This window comes from Peribacillus sp. NPDC076916, from assembly GCF_050269675.1.
Taxonomy (GTDB): Bacteria; Bacillota; Bacilli; order Bacillales; family DSM-1321; genus Peribacillus; species Peribacillus aracenensis.
In genome coordinates this window covers 622,894-638,424 of record NZ_JBNNIU010000002.1, presented here as the reverse complement: position 1 = coordinate 638,424, position 15,531 = coordinate 622,894, and the positions used below count along the sequence as shown (strand labels likewise).

Annotated in this window: 15 protein-coding genes; 2 read left to right on the top strand and 13 right to left on the bottom strand. The window is 39.9% G+C overall.

From position 1 onward, the window contains the following. Positions 1–2 precede the first annotated feature (2 nt). The 4 genes from ACQKFG_RS08075 to ACQKFG_RS08060 form a co-directional block, all read right to left on the bottom strand. Complete coding sequence (locus ACQKFG_RS08075) at positions 3–1,331, bottom strand: FAD-binding oxidoreductase (RefSeq protein WP_427557682.1); 1,329 nt, start codon at positions 1,329–1,331, stop codon at positions 3–5. Between the two features lie 73 nt (positions 1,332–1,404). Continuing rightward, positions 1,405–2,091 (bottom strand): FadR/GntR family transcriptional regulator, encoded by a 687-nt coding sequence (locus tag ACQKFG_RS08070; protein WP_427557679.1) that lies wholly within the window; start codon positions 2,089–2,091, stop codon positions 1,405–1,407. Positions 2,092–2,957: 866 nt separating this feature from the next. After that, positions 2,958–4,490 (bottom strand): SPFH domain-containing protein, encoded by a 1,533-nt coding sequence (locus tag ACQKFG_RS08065; RefSeq protein ID WP_427557676.1) that lies wholly within the window; start codon positions 4,488–4,490, stop codon positions 2,958–2,960. 21 nt (positions 4,491–4,511) lie between these two features. Next, positions 4,512–5,030 carry an NfeD family protein gene (locus tag ACQKFG_RS08060; protein WP_214787077.1) on the bottom strand — a complete coding sequence of 173 codons (519 nt, stop codon included), beginning with the start codon at positions 5,028–5,030 and terminating at the stop codon, positions 4,512–4,514. 323 nt (positions 5,031–5,353) lie between these two features. Here ACQKFG_RS08060 and ACQKFG_RS08055 point away from each other — a divergent pair, with 323 nt between their 5' ends. Next, on the top strand, positions 5,354–5,926 hold the full coding sequence (locus ACQKFG_RS08055) for a biotin transporter BioY (protein ID WP_228467433.1): 573 nt from the start codon (positions 5,354–5,356) through the stop codon (positions 5,924–5,926). 284 nt (positions 5,927–6,210) lie between these two features. Here the strand turns inward: ACQKFG_RS08055 and ACQKFG_RS08050 are convergent, their stop codons facing one another. Both ACQKFG_RS08050 and trhA read right to left on the bottom strand, forming a co-directional pair. Next, complete coding sequence (locus tag ACQKFG_RS08050; protein ID WP_192205115.1) at positions 6,211–6,696, bottom strand: YusW family protein; 486 nt, start codon at positions 6,694–6,696, stop codon at positions 6,211–6,213. Positions 6,697–6,793: 97 nt separating this feature from the next. After that, positions 6,794–7,438, bottom strand: a complete 645-nt coding sequence (trhA, locus tag ACQKFG_RS08045) for a PAQR family membrane homeostasis protein TrhA (protein WP_349728246.1) — start codon at positions 7,436–7,438, stop codon at positions 6,794–6,796. A 159-nt stretch (positions 7,439–7,597) separates the two neighbouring features. On the opposite strand from trhA, the gene ACQKFG_RS08040 reads away from it, so the two are divergent. After that, complete coding sequence (locus ACQKFG_RS08040; protein WP_427557670.1) at positions 7,598–8,185, top strand: metalloregulator ArsR/SmtB family transcription factor; 588 nt, start codon at positions 7,598–7,600, stop codon at positions 8,183–8,185. 62 nt (positions 8,186–8,247) lie between these two features. Here the strand turns inward: ACQKFG_RS08040 and ACQKFG_RS08035 are convergent, their stop codons facing one another. From ACQKFG_RS08035 to odhB, 7 genes are all read right to left on the bottom strand, one after another. Then, positions 8,248–8,847 (bottom strand): cell wall hydrolase, encoded by a 600-nt coding sequence (locus ACQKFG_RS08035; RefSeq protein ID WP_427557667.1) that lies wholly within the window; start codon positions 8,845–8,847, stop codon positions 8,248–8,250. Between the two features lie 107 nt (positions 8,848–8,954). Then, positions 8,955–9,530 (bottom strand): GNAT family N-acetyltransferase, encoded by a 576-nt coding sequence (locus tag ACQKFG_RS08030; RefSeq protein ID WP_427557664.1) that lies wholly within the window; start codon positions 9,528–9,530, stop codon positions 8,955–8,957. Positions 9,531–9,569: 39 nt separating this feature from the next. After that, positions 9,570–9,974 carry a secondary thiamine-phosphate synthase enzyme YjbQ gene (locus ACQKFG_RS08025; protein WP_192205119.1) on the bottom strand — a complete coding sequence of 135 codons (405 nt, stop codon included), beginning with the start codon at positions 9,972–9,974 and terminating at the stop codon, positions 9,570–9,572. A 490-nt stretch (positions 9,975–10,464) separates the two neighbouring features. Continuing rightward, positions 10,465–12,357, bottom strand: coding sequence for a PTS fructose transporter subunit IIABC (locus tag ACQKFG_RS08020; RefSeq protein WP_427557661.1), 1,893 nt, complete (start codon positions 12,355–12,357; stop codon positions 10,465–10,467). Between the two features lie 4 nt (positions 12,358–12,361). Further along, a complete protein-coding gene (gene pfkB, locus ACQKFG_RS08015; RefSeq protein ID WP_192205121.1) occupies positions 12,362–13,282 on the bottom strand; it encodes a 1-phosphofructokinase in 921 nt (306 codons plus the stop codon). Further along, the gene (locus ACQKFG_RS08010) at positions 13,282–14,034 is read right to left on the bottom strand and encodes a DeoR/GlpR family DNA-binding transcription regulator (protein ID WP_427557658.1); all 753 of its coding nucleotides are present in this window, start codon (positions 14,032–14,034) and stop codon (positions 13,282–13,284) included. Before ACQKFG_RS08010 ends, pfkB begins: the two co-directional genes overlap by 1 nt. A gap of 228 nt (positions 14,035–14,262) precedes the next feature. Beyond that, on the bottom strand, positions 14,263–15,531 hold the full coding sequence (odhB, locus tag ACQKFG_RS08005) for a 2-oxoglutarate dehydrogenase complex dihydrolipoyllysine-residue succinyltransferase (protein ID WP_192205123.1): 1,269 nt from the start codon (positions 15,529–15,531) through the stop codon (positions 14,263–14,265).

Sequence of the window (15,531 nt, the reverse complement as noted above, 5' to 3'; positions counted from 1 at the left end):
TATTAAATCCCTCCCACGAATCTTTTATTATTAAGTACTCTATTAGGATCGATCTTTGTTTTAATTCCTTCTAACAAGAAGAAATGTGATGGTTTTTCACCCCATACATCTATTTGCTGACGGAGCGTTAAAGGCAGATGCTTCGCAATCACATAACCACCCAATGCTTCGACGGATTTTCTGAGCTTTAATATTACCTGTGTTAATTCTTCATCTTCAGTTCCCTTTAGGTTAACCTGGCATATTCCATGACCTAGTCCACCATGTGCTTCTACTCTAAGAGTACTAGAGTGATGTAAAATGTGGCTTTCTTTAATGACCTTCAAAACATCTAGGTTAACAACGCCTATTTTCAATGCCGCTTCTATCTGATTTCCACTAGCAAGTGTTGCCCCATTTGGAGAAATCGAATAAAATTTTTCCCAAAAAGCTTCTGCCTGATTTTGTGAAAGCACTGTCATTTTTGCGTTAGAAGGTTGGATGTTCTTTACAAAATCCTCCTGGTAATGAACAGAGCTCTCCACATCTTCAAATGAAATTGCTAAGGTATAAATGTTTTGACCCGTTAACCTTTCCGATAAAGCAGGATTTAGCAGTTCCAAAGCGATTGGTTCCATCACTGAATCCAACAACTTAACTGCTAGTGACCGAACTTCTTCGAGATTTCCATTGGGAAACACTAACAGTCCAAGGCTTTCGTACTTTGGTATTGGTCTAAGCTTCAAAGTCACTTCAGATAAAATACCAAGTGTACCCATCGATCCTATAAAAAGTTTGTTCATATCGTACCCAGCAACATTCTTTACTACATTTCCCCCAGCTCTTATGATACTGCCATCCGGGTAAACCAAGCGAAGTCCTATTACCACATCTCTGGAAGAACCATAACCCAATCTTTTGGGACCGCTTTCATTTGAAGCAATGATTCCGCCAATTGTCGCATCTTCAGGCCATGCAGGGTCCAGCGAAACCTTCTGATTATGTTGTGCCAAATAGTCTTGCAATTCTTTAAATGAAGTACCTGCTTTAACCGTTAATGTCATATCTCCTACAGTATGTTTGACAATTCCTTTATATTTCGATAATGAGAGTAAGATATCAGCTGTTTCAATCAATCCTCCAAAACCTCTCTTGGTTCCGCCTCCTACCACCGTTATTTTTTTCCCTTTATCGTTTGCATACTTTAAAATACTTGCTATTTCTCCCTCTGTTTTCGGGTAAACAGATACCTGACCACCATTCCCAAGTGGATGTCTTTGGTTTTTCCCATCAACTATTTGCACATCAGGTAAAAATGACTTTAAATCTGATAGAAGATCCGCTACAATCAAAACCCACGCCTCCTTTTTGTTTCGTAATAACTAACATCGTTTCTATATTGTTGCAAAAAAAACATTTTAAACTTCATACCTTTTGTAAAATATTGTTTTGCAAAATTTCTTCAACATATTGTAAGTGGTTAATCATCGACTGATTAGCTTTTATAGGGTTCCCCATCTTTATTGATTCATAGATTTTATCATGTTGTTCATCCATCGTTTTTACGATGTTCTCATTCTCTTGAATATACCTGTGAAAATCAATCATTGCCTTCTTCATGGTGGTTGAAATGGTTTGCACTAATTGGATCAGGCTTTTGTTTCCTGTCGCATTAGCAATCGCCATATGAAAGTGGTAGTCCCCTTCCCAGCCATTGATACAGAGGTTTGAAAGGATTTCTTCCATACGTACCAAATCTTGTACCGACCGATTGGAAGCAGCCATTTCCGCAATACCTGTCTCCAATATTTTCCTGACTTGAAATAAGTCTTTTATGTCTTCACAGCTGGGGATTAACATATGGTTGGTAAACAATTTTGCGGAATCAAATTCGCAAATGTATGTACCTTCCCCTTGTTTCACGTAAACAGTACCTTTTCCTTTAAGTGTTGTGATTGCATCTCGGACAGCGGAACGTCCAACACCGAATAAATCACATAATTCCCTAACGGAAGGTAGCTTTTCACCTGACTGGAATTTGCCAGACTCAATCATCTTCTCTATTTCTTCTTCGACTGTTTCCGATACTTTCTTGGTGAATATTTTCTCCACATTTACACACCCACCCTCTATCCTTTCAGACATCACATATCCGATAAGTTATATTCTTACATTTATTAAAACACCTTCCAATATATATTTCAACAAATAATTCAGAATTTAACAAATAATTCAGAATTTAACAAATAATTAAAAAATATTTATTATAGATTATTGGAGACATACACGATCGCCAGGCCGAGCTTTGCTGTTTCTTAATGCACTAAACGTTGTTTCACCAGCACACATAAGTGGTGCTGCTTCTAATACAGATAATTCATTCGCCTTTAGACGGAATCTGTATAGCTTTCATAATTTTCATCACATATTAGCTCCTACATTTTAGTAATGGAATTTTTGAAAATAAGATAAAAAACAAAATAGTTAATTGTTTAATAGAATGTTAAGTTACCTTTATTAAGGTCTGTTTTTTTTAGATTAGTGATTTCAAAAACTGCCTGATCAGCTGCCAGGAGTGCACCTTCAAGATGTCCCCCATATTGTGAATATTATATTGCTGATAGTGTCATTTACGATGATGAATCTTATTTTGTCGATAAAATGTATGATTTTGCATTAAACAAAGCATCCTACCTAGCAAAAATAAAACGAGATTTCTCTGCAAATGTTGATTTAAATACGTTGACTAAGTAGGTTTAAAGAAAAGACTTGTCTTTAAATATGTTACTAAGTTTAAGTATTATGTACATCCAAATATCGGTTTCAAACATTTAATAATAGCCAAAACTAAAAACGAATTTAGGCTTAAAAAGCAAAAAAATAAACAACCAATTTTCCTTGGTTGTTTATTCTCTATAAGTAAGTCCAATGACCTCAGCTTTAATATCAGTATAATTTACCATGTATTTTCTTAATCGTTACTCTTCCTTGCCTGCTGCCATATTCATGCTCGCTTCGACATTCTCCTGGCTGATGGTGGTGAATGGTAAATTTCTCTTTCCAGAGAAATTCTCAAGCAAGTCTTTGACATCAATGCCCGAAGATGCCTTTAATGACTCCTGCAATGTGGCCATTAAATCCGTTGCATAGCCAGTCACTTTATTGGCCCCGCCATTCGCACCGCTTCCACCTGTATCCACTACAGTGATTTTGTCGATATTACTAAGCGGACTTGCCACTTGTTTGGCATACTCCGGAAGCATTTTCAAGATCATATCCATGACGGCTGCCTGACCGAACTGTTCAAATGCTTCGGCAATCTTCTGCTTGGCTTCGGCCTCTGCTACCCCTGTTAACCGGATAATTTCCGCTTCTGTCGTACCTTGTGCCCTTTGGGCGTCCGCTTTAGCAAGACCGTCCATGCGAACACGTTCCGCTTCGGCTTTTGCCATGGCTTCGATTTTATACTTATCGGCATCCGCTTCCGTTATCTGTTTCATTTTATTTGCGGAAGCCGCCTGCTCTACCGCATAACGGTCGGCATCCGCCTTTTTCTTCACTTCGGAATCATATTGCTTTTCACGGCGAAGGATTTCTTTTTCCTCCAGCTCGATTTGCTTTTGCCGTTCAATGATCCTGATTTGCATTTCCTGCTCGGTTACTTCCTGTTTGGAGCGGGCCGTTTCCAGATCGTAAGCTTGGTCAGCTCGTGCTTTGGCAATATCCTGCTCGCGACGGAATTCCGCAACCTTTAGCTTATTGATTTTTTCGGCTTCCGCAATTTCTGTTGCCCTTTCAAGTTCGGCTCGCTGTGCTTCCTTCGATGCTTCGGCGCGCTTGATTCGCGTTTCCTTCTCTGCTTCTGCGGTAGCAATATCGGCATCCCTTTTCACTTGAGCGATTCTTGGCTTACCAAGGGATTCAAGATATCCATTTTTGTCCCGAACATCTTTTATTGTAAATGATACGATGATGAGTCCCATTTTTGCTAAATCCTGCGAGGCTACCCTCTGTACTTCCTGTGAAAACTTTTCGCGGTTTTTATAAATTTCCTCGACTGTCATCGATCCAAGGATGGAACGAAGATGTCCCTCCAAGACTTCCCGCGCTTCCTGTTCACGGTCATCTTTGGATTTTCCAAGGAATTGCTCCGCTGCTGTGGCAATATCGGTGATTGAACCGCCAATCTTGATGATCGATACACCATCAGCCATGACTGGAACTCCCTGTTCCGTATATACTTCAGGAGTTGAGACCTCAAGTTTGCTTGACAACAAGCTTAGTGGTTCCGCTTGCTGGAACACAGGGAGAACGAAAGCACCACCTCCGCGGACGATTTTAATTTTATTTCCTGATTCGTCGATGTGAACATTTTTGCTTCCTAAGTAGCTTCCGGTCACGATCAATGCTTCATCAGGACCAGCCGTGCGGTATTTCGTAATAAAGACAGCAATAAGTGCGATAAGTAAAAATGCAACAATGGCGACGACAACCCAAATCAAATTAAACATAAACTACCTCCTACCCTTTTTTTAATCCTGATGGGGCATAACATAGACAACCCCGTTTTTAACTTCGATGATCAAGACCTTTGAATCCGAAACAATTCCTTCATTTTTATAACTGGCCGCAGTTTTCGCGATGCTTCCACTGATGCTTTCAATCAGGACTTCCCCAAACCCGTCAACCGGGATTGATGTCAGAACCCTGCCGACCCTCCCTCTCAGATCATTATCATGAAATGTCAAACTTTCTTCCGCTGATGAGATGGGAATCAAAACAAATACATTCAGTAAAGTGACGATGGTAAATGAAATGATCAGGGAAATGCCGGCACTCAATCCAGCATGAAGTCCTGAAAGAGATTCAAGTAAAAACCCACTCGCAAAAAACACGGTCAAAAAGCTAAAAATGAGTGTAGGATTAAATATATCCGGTAATTCAAGTCCGGAAAATATATCATTAAACAAGATAAATAAGAAAGTTAGCCCCCCGAATATAATTAATCCATATAAATAGACTGTTTCTAATGGAACCCCAAATAACTCCATCTCTTTCATCCTTTAAATTCGATTTTTTCCAAGCCGCATACTATTTTAAGGACCTGGGATAAGCGTTTTCCCAACATTGATAGTCTTTGTTATAATCCCCTCCATTTTCTTCGCCTACCATTCATACGAATGATGCATTAAAAAAGTTTCATTTATTTTCCAAGTTTTGAATTTTACCCTTGTGTTCACTCACAAACAATGTAGTCTAATAAATCATTAATGTATTAAAATACATAATTTCATTGACAGTGTTTAGTTAACATATTAAAATTCTTTATATGTTAACTCGTCATATAAATAGGTTTACATTAGGAGGAAGCACAATGAAGGAGCGTCATGAGAAGTTAAGAATGATGATGGTTACAGCTTTATTTGCAGCACTTATAGGAATACTTGCCCAAATTACAATTCCACTGCCCTTAGTTCCGATTACAGGACAGACTCTAGCCGTCGGATTGGCAGCAACGATACTCGGTTCACGTTATGGAACTTCTTCCGTTTTATTATACTTGTTCATAGGAGCAGCGGGAGTGCCGGTATTCGCTGAAATGTCTGGAGGATTAGCTAAGATATTCGGTCCGACAGGCGGTTATTTATTATCCTATATCCCGACAGTATATATAACGGGGCTGATATTGGAAAAAACCCGTTTCACAGTTGCAATGGCTTTCCTTGCTAATACAATCGGGATGATAATTACTTTAGTCATCGGTACGGTTTGGTTAAAATATATGAGTTCATTATCTTGGCCAGTGGCATTTGCCAGCGGTTTTGCTCCATTTATAATCGTAGGCGTTTTAAAGGCATTCCTTGCATCATGGCTTGGCATCACAATCCGTTCAAGGTTAGCCTCGGCTAATATGCTGCCAAAAAAAAATGCACCACTTTCCCAATGATGGGTAAATGAAAGAGAGGGTACCGCTTGTGGTACCCTCTCTTTCATTTATATTCAACTTCCCGAAAACTTGCACAAAAAAAAGACTCTTAAAAAAGAATCTTTTTTACAAGTAATTATTGCGGTCCTATCCCCATAAGTCCGAATATAAATAGCAAATGTATATGATCCCCTTTGCTAACCGTAATCATTTTACTATAGTAACCGTCATTTGACAACTATTGAAGATACACATGAACTTACTGCCATTTTATTACTTAAGGAAGAATAAAGTAACGGATTTAATTACTTATTATTCACTTTATATTCTTTTTTCGTACCATCTTCGAAAACGACCTCTAAATCAAATTCTTGATAGTCATCCTTCAAATTAAAAGCTTTTGTCACTTCTTGAATGACTTCCTCCTCTGATGAATCTTTGGTGAATGTCAATTTTTCCAGAATCGGGGTCAATTCTTTCATTGCTTCATCACCGTAAACTTCATGTTTGTTAAGTTTGTCCTCGATCGAAGCTTCTGTTTGAGCACCCATGGTATCATATTCAGCTTCGTATTCGTTATCATTGCCTGTGTAATCTACTTCCAATTGAAAATCCTTATAAGTGAATGGCAGTTTTTCATTATTATCCGTTCCTGTTTCAGGATTATTTTCAGCTTGATTTTCATTCTCCTGAACCGGCGGGTTTTTCACCTCATCGTTTTCTTCGCCGCATCCCGCCAAAACAAGCATAGCGGCAAACGGAACTGATAATATTTTGATTGATCTTCTCATGAGTTTTCCCTCCTATAGTCTGTATACCTTATCTATTTCCTAATAGAGGTTAAATAAAACTCAAGATTTCCTCATATACATCAAATCGGCCAAGTGATCATAGTGGAAGGATATAAAACAATACCGCAAAAAAGTGTGTGACAGATCCCCCAAGCACGAATACATGCCAAACCGCGTGATGAAACGGAAAACCGCGCCAAACATAAAATATGGCTCCAAACGTATAAAGCAATCCACCTGCAATCAGTAACTGGATACCAGCTGTTGGCATCGTTGCTGTAAGTGGTCCCCAAACGATAACGATCATCCACCCCATTGCAATATAGAGAATCGTCGAAAGGAAGAGGAATTTTTTCACATAGAAAGCTTTAAAGACGACCCCAACTATGGCAACTCCCCAGATTATACCCAGCAGTGTCCAGCCCAGTGACCCTTGAATCACAAGAAGCATGATGGGCGTGTATGTTCCTGCAATGAATATATATATGGCTGAATGATCAAAGATTTCGAATATATCCTTTGTTTTGCCCTCAGGAAAACTATGCACTAATGTGGAAGAGACGTATAAAAGTAGCATGGAAACACCATAAATGACTGAAATGACTATATGCCAAGGCGATCCTGTTTGGGCTGAGAATATGATTAAAAACACAAGTGCTGCAATACTTAACAAAACGCCGACACCGTGGGTTATCGCATTGACCACTTCTTCTTTTTTTGTATAAACATGTGTATTGGCCATGTTACAGCTCCTTAGTTCCGAATTAATTTTTTAGTATCCAACCAAAGTATACAACAGATCTTCCAAGCAATATAGAAAAGTGAATATTAACTTGATTATCACCCTTTAATTAGATTATTATCTAATTAGATGATAATCTAATTAAAGGGAGGGGTAAAAGTGCAATTAGAAAAATTGGTCGCATTCCATAAAACGATTGGTGATGTTACAAGGATTAGAATTATATCCATCCTGGCAAATGGTCCAAAACACGGACAAGCACTTGCCGGAATATTAAAATTGACGGCACCGACCATCTCGCACCATTTAACTAAATTGAAGGGCATTAATTTAGTGAAGGATCGAAGGGAAAAAAATACGGTGTATTATTTTTTGAATGAAGATGTCCTGAAGCATTATTCGTCAGCATTACCTAAACTCGTTTCAACTAAGGGGGATTCCAATAAAATGGATAATCAAAAGCTTAATACAGAACACAAAAAGATCCTTGAAAACTTTTTGATGCCAGATGGTCGACTAAAAACCATACCTGCACAGAGAAAAAAGAAAATGATCGTTCTTCATCATATAGCCAGCCTTTTGGAAACGGGACGTAAATATTCAGAAAAAGAATTGAATGAATTCATCCAGTCTTTCCATGATGATTATGCAACAATAAGGCGTGAACTCATTATAGGGAGTATCATGTATCGTGAAAACAGTATTTATGAATTGAATCCCCGCGAGATGTGGGCTGATATCGTTTAACGGAAGGTTTCAAAATTAAAAAACCGGCCTCCCATTTGGAAAGCCGGTTCTTGAGATGTCGTTTATATGGCAAAGTGATGGCCGCCGATAATTTTTATTACCTCTAATTGTTTCATCCATTCGCTATCCGAAATACTAGGATTCCAAAAATACAAGGCATCATTTGTATAGCCATGAATCGCCAATGCTTCATTGACAGCTTTCTTCGCATCATCTCCTGCTGGTTTATTTATACTGCCGTCACCAACAGGCGAGAATTGGTTTTTTTGATAAATCACTTCCCGTACCGTATCAGGAAATTCATCGCTATCAAGGCGATTCAAAACGACTCCTGCCACCTCGACCTTACCTCTGTATGGCTCCCCTTTAGCTTCTGCATGCACAAGCCTTGCTAATAATTCTTTATCTTTTTCATTCATTACATGTGGAATGATCAATGTTTTACCTGGCTCGGCAACATTATTTACATTATTATTGACTTCTTTCAACTTTCCGATAGGAACACCGTACTGCTTCGCAATATCCCATATCGATTCACCTTGTTTAATGACATGTTTGGTTGCTCCATCCGAAGCTTTACTGGTCGTTCCCTTAGGAAAAGCTATCCCAAGCATGATGACACTTAGAGTCATTATCACGGTTATTATAACTGATAATTTCATCCTGTAACCTCCTCGTTAAGCATCTTCCAAGGATAACAGACCATATGGGAGAAAACAGTGCTAAATTTTTTCCAAGGAAATGAAGGAAAAATTTTCACGGGGGTCTATTAACTTCGAAATTTTAATGATTCCCATTCTTCCCGTAGCATTCCCATTCTGACTGAATCATAATAATAACCATCATGATAACGGCATTTCCTCATCCTTCCCTCTACTTGCATGCCTACCTTTTCTCCTACTGTGATCATGCGTTCATTACCTGACCATGTCGTCAGACCCACCCGCTCAATCTCCATTTTTTCGAATAAATAGCCTATGAATAACCTTAACGCTTCTGTTCCATAACCGCCATTCCAATACTTGGGCTCAAATATCGTAATTCCGATTTCAAGCCAACGTGAAGGTTCATGTTCCCAGTAATATACAACAGATCCTATTATTTGATCGTTCTTTTCCATTAATAGCTCAGAGTAAGCCCCCATTTTCTCATCATAGGTTCTATATTTCATTTCTTTATCGATATACGTTTGGAAATCAATGAGTTCAAGAGGATGATAAGGTGCATCCCACTTTTTCCATTCTGGATCGGCTTCTCCATATTTCAGGCTCCATAATCGTTTTAAATCGGCTTGTTTAACATTCCTTAATATTACTTTACTTCCTTCAATCCAAACATCGTCCAATCCGCTTCCTCCCAATTCAACCTTGCCGTACTTTCCATTTTACCTGTCGACACATAATTTAATAAAATATTGCCTTTCTCTGGGACCATCGAATTCACAAAAATATACACCCTGCCAGGTACCAAGGATCAAGCTCCCTTTATGGATGATCACCTGCTGTGAAGAACCAACCGCACTTGATTTCAAATGGGCTGCCGTGTTTCCTTCCATATGTAAATCCAATGTATGATTCCATGGGTATTGCTCATCCAGTCTTCTTAACATATCCTTTTTGACATCAGGATCAGCATTTTCATTAATCGTGATCCCTGCTGTCGTATGTGGACAATATATAAGAGCTACTCCCTCTTGAATCCCGTTTTCCTTGATGAACGCCTGTACTTCTGTCGTGACATCAATCATATCATCCCTCTTCGTCGTTTTTAAGGTATTTTTCTTCAGCATGTACGTTCACTCCTTTTTTTGTTCGTTTTTATATTCCTTTACCCATAAACATAAAGGTTCATGCTTTAATAAACCAGTCGATATTAAGATTAACAAACCTTTTTATTATTATTTTGTTATCATATTGGATTTATAAGGAATGAGGGGGTATCTTAAGTCAACATTTCAAATTAGCCACTCCTGCATATAAAGTGGACCGAATGATGAAGTAATCTGCAGTCTTAAGGGAGAGTATGGCTTGAATCCGGATCGATCAATTGAGGGCCGCGCGGAAAAGTCACATCCAGCTCTTGTAGTTGAAAATCAGATAGGCTATAGGCTTCTAGCCACATTTAATAATTAATCATATATCTTTAAAGTGAAAGTGACGCAATATTTCCTGAAGCGTACAGCATTTTTTTATCACCCTTTCTGCAACCGGATTGAAGTTTTGGATTGGATATAAGAAAAGCGGACCCACTGTATTTGGATCCGCTTTCTTTCAGTTTTTTTATATCCGTTTCTTTTTCCAGAACCCCAATAGTAAGGCGGTGATGAGGGATCCTATTAAAATGGCCAATAAATAGAAAAATGGGTGATTGACAAGTGGGATGACAAATATTCCACCATGTGGTGCAGGGAGAGTCACGTTAAAAGCCATTGACAGTGCTCCCGCTGTTGCTGCACCGACAACACTGCTGACGATAACACGCAATGGATCCGCTGCCGCAAAAGGAATCGCTCCTTCTGTAATGAACGAAGCACCCATGAAATAATTAGTGAATCCTGATTTTCTTTCCATTTCAGTGAACTTGCTTTTAAAGAATGTAGTGGCCAAGGCAATCCCTAGAGGAGGAACCATTCCACCAGCCATTACAGCAGCATGCGGTCCGAAACTCTGAGCTTCAATGGCCGCTAGCCCAAATGTGAAGGCAGCCTTGTTTAGGGGGCCACCCATATCTACAGCCATCATCCCCCCAAGAATCAAGCCAAGGAATATTGCGTTCGTACCAGATAAACCTTGCAGCCAATTGGTCAAGCCCATGTTTATTGCGGTTACTGGTTCATTTATGAGAAATAACATGATAAACCCTGTAATTAACATACCGAATACAGGATAGAGTAAAACTGGTTTAATGCCATCGAGTGTTTGCGGTAATCTGGAAAACAATTTTCTTAAAAGTAAGACGACATAACCTGCAAGGAAACCGGCGATCAGTCCGCCAAGAAAACCGGCATTAGCCTGTGCTGCCAATAATCCCCCTACCATACCAGGAGCAAAACCCGGACGGTCGGCAATACTTGAAGCAATGAACCCAGCCAGGACAGGGACAAGTAAGAAGAAAGCACCATTTCCCCCGCCAATATCACTTAATGCTTTGGCAATGGGATTATAATCCGGATTTGCCGGATTGGCCGCCTCGATTCCAAAAAAGAAAGAAAGCGCAATCAAGATTCCGCCACCGACAACAAATGGAAGCATATTACTTACGCCATTCATTAAGTGCTTGTAAATCCCCAATCCTCCTTTTGCTGAATCCCCTTTATCACTTTTATCGTTTCCTGTTCCGTTGTAAACAGGGGCGTCCTGATTCAGGGCTCTGGTTAACAGCTCCTCGGTCTTCCGGATTCCATGGGCCACTGGGACAATAATGACATGTTTCCCGTTAAAACGATTCATTTCCACCTGCTTATCAGCTGCAACGATAATTGCATCCGCCTCATCAATTTCTGCGGCGCTTAAACCATTTTTGATTCCTGTGGAGCCATTTGTTTCGACTTTGAAATCGATTCCCATTTCCTTAGCTTTAGCTTTTAACGCATCGGCTGCCATATAAGTATGGGCAATTCCTGTTGGACAAGCTGTAACGGCTAGGATTTTACCTACTTTATTTTTACCACTGGCAGCATTACTTGATTGCTGCTCTTCCATTTCTTCTTCATAAGCTTCCATTTCTTTTTGATTGATTATCTCCAACACTTCCTCACCAGAAGTAGCAGAAATCAATCGGGCTCTGAATTTATCATCCATCAGTAATGAAGAAAGCCGGGAAAGGGTTTCCAAGTGATCTGCATTCGCTCCTTCACTTGCAGCAATCATAAAGAACAAATGAGCTGGCTGCCCATCAAGCGATTCATAATCCACACCACTGACAGATTTGCCGAAGCAGATGGCAGGTACCTTTACAGCACTTGTTTTTGCGTGTGGTATGGCTATTCCTTCACCAATCCCAGTCGTGCTTTGCTCTTCACGTTTTAAGATGGCAGCTTTAAAACCCTCCACATCGTTTAACCTGTCTGCCTCGGCTAGCTTTCCTGATAGTTCGTCAATGACTGCTTGCTTTGTAACGCTTTGCAGATTGATGATGATTGTATCCAATTTTAACAAGTCTGTAATTTTCATAGAGTCAGCCTCCTGTTAGATAATTGATGGCAATTTGCGGTAATAACTCTTCAATTTTATCCAATGTACCAAGATCAGATGAAAAGGCCGTAGCACTTCCTGCTGCAAGACTGAAGCGGAATGCAGATAGAATGTCCCCTGTACTTTCATATGTCCCAATGAAACCTGCGACCATGGAATCACCGGCACCCACTGAATTGATGACGTTCCCTTTTGGAACATTTGCGGAATATGACACTCCACCGGAGCAAAGCACGGCCCCCTGTCCCGCCATTGATACAATAACGTTATGTGCCCCTGCTTCAACCAATTTAGCGCCATATTCCCTAGCATCATCAACCGTTCTTATTTCGGTTGAAAAAAGCTCACCCAGTTCATGATGATTGGGCTTTATTAAAAATGGCCGGTGTGGAAGGACATCCAGTAATTCCTTGCCACTCGTATCCACTACCACTTTAATGCCGTTATGGGAACATGACCTTGCCATGGCTTCGTATACATCCGAAGGAACGCTTGGAGGGATGCTTCCTGACAAAATGAGGATATCATTATTATTCAACTGTTCAATCTGACTAATTAATTGTTGATAATTCCCTTTTGAAATGATTGGCCCTTGACTATTTATTTCAGTCTCCAGCCCTGTTTTCAATTTAATGTTTATTCTTGTATCTCCAGCTATCTCTGTAAAGTCCGTGAAAATCTCTTCTTGTCTTAAAAACCTTTTTACAAATTCACCAGTTTGTCCACCGATGAATCCTAACGCTGTCGTACTATTTCCCAGCCTTTTTAGCACTCTGGAAACATTGATTCCTTTCCCTCCTGGGAATTTTGCATCATAACTGGTTCGATTCACCTTGCCCATTTGAAAACTCTCCACCTCGACCAGGTAATCGATGGATGGGTTTAGTGTCACTGTATAAATCATTAAATGGTCACGACCTTTATCTTTGGATTTTTTTGGAGTTGAGCAATTGCCTCTTCATCATTGCTGTCAGTAAGGATTATGGCATCGCTTACATCTGCCACCTTAGCGAAAGTAGCTTCATTCAGTTTTGAACTGTCAGCAAGTACGTAGGACTCGTTAGAGAGGCGTAATGCTATCTTCTTCAGTAGCGCTTCTTCCGGGTCGGGTGTTGTGAAACCCAGATCTTGATGGATTCCGTTCATTCCCAAGAAACATTTATCAAAGCGGTATTCATTCAGGAACTGTACAGCATTACTTCCAATAACAGCATTTGTCGAAAATTTTATCGTCCCGCCCACTAACACTGTTTTGATTTCCAATTCGATGAGTTTCGGTATATGCATTAGACCATTCGTCAGCACTGTTATATTTTTATCCTTTAAATAAGGAATCATTTCCGCAGTTGTCGTGCCTGCATCAAGATATATGCAATCATTTTTCTCTATGAATGAAACCGCCAGCTTTGCTATAAGTTGTTTTTCAGCTCTTGCTTTGTATTGCTTTTCCATAGTTGTTGGTTCAAGGCCTTTTCTCTGAAGTAAAGAGGCCCCACCATGCACGCGTTTCAAGAGCTTCATTTCCTCGAGTTGCACTAAATCTCTCCGAATGGTCGACTCCGAGGCTTGTAACTGATCTACAAGCTCTTGCAGCTTTACCGTTCCTTGTTCTTTAAGGATCGATAAGATGAACTGGTGCCTTTCAGTTGTCAACAATTCGCCCACCTCACTTTAATATCATCATCATATATGAAAACAAAGCAATAATCAATCAAAAACATTTAAAAGTAACCAAATTCATTCAAAAATACCTCCAAAAACATTCATATAGTTAGAGATGACCTTTCTTCAATACCATTATCTTTTTTCTATGAAAATATCCTTTCAGTTCTTCACGCAAAAAACCCCCATGTCATGATGACATGGGGGTTCGTATTTATTTTATTAGCCTTGAAGTAAAAGTTGTTCTGGATCTTCCAGCATATCTTTGATGGCTACTAAGAAACCAACAGCTTCTTTTCCGTCAACGATACGGTGATCATAAGATAATGCAAGGTACATCATCGGTCTGTTTTCGATTTGATCTCCAACAGCGATTGGACGAGTCTTGATTGTATGCATTCCCAAGATCCCAACTTGAGGGGCATTCAAGATTGGTGTAGATAATAGGGAACCGAAAGTCCCGCCGTTTGTGATAGTAAAAGTACCACCTGATAAATCTGAAAGTCCCAATTTGTTGTTACGCGCTTTAACAGCTAAATCCGAAATGTTCTTCTCGATTTCAGCAAAGCTTTTACGGTCAGCATCCCTTACTACCGGAACGACAAGACCTTCATCAGTGGATACAGCTACACCGATATCATAAAAGTTCTTTTTCAGGATATGGTCGCCTTGGATTTCAGCATTCAATAATGGATATTTCTTCAATGCGCCAATGACCGCTTTAGTGAAGAATGACATGAAACCAAGTTTAACATCATTTGTTTTCACGAAAGAATCCTTATGGCGGCTACGCAATTCCATGACTGCAGAAAGATCGACTTCGTTAAAAGTAGTAAGCATGGCTGCTTCGGATTGTACTTGAACTAGACGTTTGGCAATGGTTTGACGACGGCGTGTCATCTTAACCACTTCAATGCGGTCATCATTCACTTCAACAGGAGCTGCTGCCTTTTTAGCTGCAGGAGCTTGTTTAGGAGCTGCCGCTGGTGCTGCAGGTGCATTGCTTGCTGCTTCTACGTCTTGTACACGTACGCGACCAAGTGGATCGGCTACAGGCACTTGAGTCAAGTCAATACCTTTTTCACGAGCCAATTTCCTTGCAGCTGGTGATGCAATAACTTGTTGAGTGGATGATGCTTCTTTTGCTTCTGATTTAGGAGCTTCTTTAGCAGGAGCCGCTTGTTCAGCCTTAGCTGGTTCTGCTTTAGCTTCTTCAACCTTAGGAGCTTCCTCTTTTGGAGCTGCTGCAGCTGATCCATTTTCATCAACGATGGCGATAGCCTGTCCAACTTGGACAGTATCGCCTTCTTCTGCTAAATGTTCCGAAAGTGTACCAGTATAATCTGAAATGATTTCTACGTTCACTTTATCCGTTTCAAGTTCAAGGACATATTCTCCTTTTTCAACGTGATCACCGGGTTGTTTTAACCATTGCGCAATAGATCCTTCAGAAATTGATTCTGCTAATTCAGGTACTTTTACTTCAGCCAT

Bases quoted from the DNA above. Each gene is read 5' to 3' on its own strand.
- ACQKFG_RS08065 (WP_427557676.1), bottom strand. From the start codon at position 4,490: ATGTTTAATTTGATTTGGGTTGTCGTCGCCATTGTTGCATTTTTACTT.
- ACQKFG_RS08060 (WP_214787077.1), bottom strand. From the start codon at position 5,030: ATGGAGTTATTTGGGGTTCCATTAGAAACAGTCTATTTATATGGATTA.
- ACQKFG_RS08055 (WP_228467433.1), top strand. From the start codon at position 5,354: ATGAAGGAGCGTCATGAGAAGTTAAGAATGATGATGGTTACAGCTTTA.
- ACQKFG_RS08050 (WP_192205115.1), bottom strand. From the start codon at position 6,696: ATGAGAAGATCAATCAAAATATTATCAGTTCCGTTTGCCGCTATGCTT.
- trhA (WP_349728246.1), bottom strand. From the start codon at position 7,438: ATGGCCAATACACATGTTTATACAAAAAAAGAAGAAGTGGTCAATGCG.
- ACQKFG_RS08035 (WP_427557667.1), bottom strand. From the start codon at position 8,847: ATGAAATTATCAGTTATAATAACCGTGATAATGACTCTAAGTGTCATC.
- ACQKFG_RS08025 (WP_192205119.1), bottom strand. From the start codon at position 9,974: ATGCTGAAGAAAAATACCTTAAAAACGACGAAGAGGGATGATATGATT.
- ACQKFG_RS08020 (WP_427557661.1), bottom strand. From the start codon at position 12,357: ATGAAAATTACAGACTTGTTAAAATTGGATACAATCATCATCAATCTG.
- pfkB (WP_192205121.1), bottom strand. From the start codon at position 13,282: ATGATTTATACAGTGACACTAAACCCATCCATCGATTACCTGGTCGAG.
- odhB (WP_192205123.1), bottom strand. From the start codon at position 15,531: ATGGCTGAAGTAAAAGTACCTGAATTAGCAGAATCAATTTCTGAAGGA.